Raw genomic sequence first — 798 nt, forward strand, 5'->3', positions numbered from 1 at the left:
CCTCCTCGTATAGTATCTTTAAAAAGCTCTTTTAGGTTCATTTCCATCCCCCCGGGGGATGGAAAACAGCCTCCAAATTTCCAGCTTGTTCTTTGAAAATTCCATCAGGGACTGGACTTTCCGGTATGCCTCTGGACAATGGAACGTAGGGTCCATTCGGGGAAATCCTTCTGCCTCCAGTAGCATCGTCTACTCCTTAAGTCTGTTTCTCCGGTACGCGTCTGAGCTTCTTACCCGCTGGCTGTTCCCTTCGGCATCCCATGCCCGGTTTTAGCAGATCCGGGGCAGCTCATGGCCCGAAGTGTGTCCTCATACGCGAGGGTGATAGATCTGCGCGTGCGCCGGAGGCATCCCGGAGCGTCCATTCCCTGAATCCCTAGCGAAAGGAGGAATTTCACTTGAAGCTTTTTGTCGGTATTGACGTGAGCTCGCAAGAGCTCGAAGCGTGTTTCATGAACGCTGACGGTGACAAGCTTGAGACACTCACCGTCAAAAACAATTTGAATGGCGCCTCGCACTTGCGTGACCAAATCGTCGCTGCAGCGGACAAGTTGGCCGTCACCGAGATTCACATCGGCTTGGAAGCCACTTCCGTCTACAGCTGGCACCCTGCCATGTACCTGCATCAGGATCCAGCGCTTCGAGAGCGCAAGGCCAAGGTGTTCACCTTGAACCCCAAGCTCATCAGCAAGTTCAGAGAAGCCTATGCGGATATGGACAAGACCGACCGGCTCGACGCCTGGGTCATTGCGGATCGCCTGCGCTTCGGCCGCCTGACGACCACCATCGTCATGCAGG

General features: G+C 54.8%; 1 protein-coding gene. It reads left to right on the forward strand.

Translation table 11 applies throughout. The features are described from left to right. Positions 1–398: 398 nt before the first annotated feature. The coding region (locus tag POTG_RS22565) for an IS110 family transposase (protein ID WP_009227167.1) at positions 399–798 on the forward strand (400 nt) is incomplete at its 3' end.

The sequence above is a fragment of the Paenibacillus sp. oral taxon 786 str. D14 genome (genome assembly GCF_000159955.1).
Lineage (GTDB): Bacteria > Bacillota > Bacilli > Paenibacillales > Paenibacillaceae > Fontibacillus > Fontibacillus phoenicis.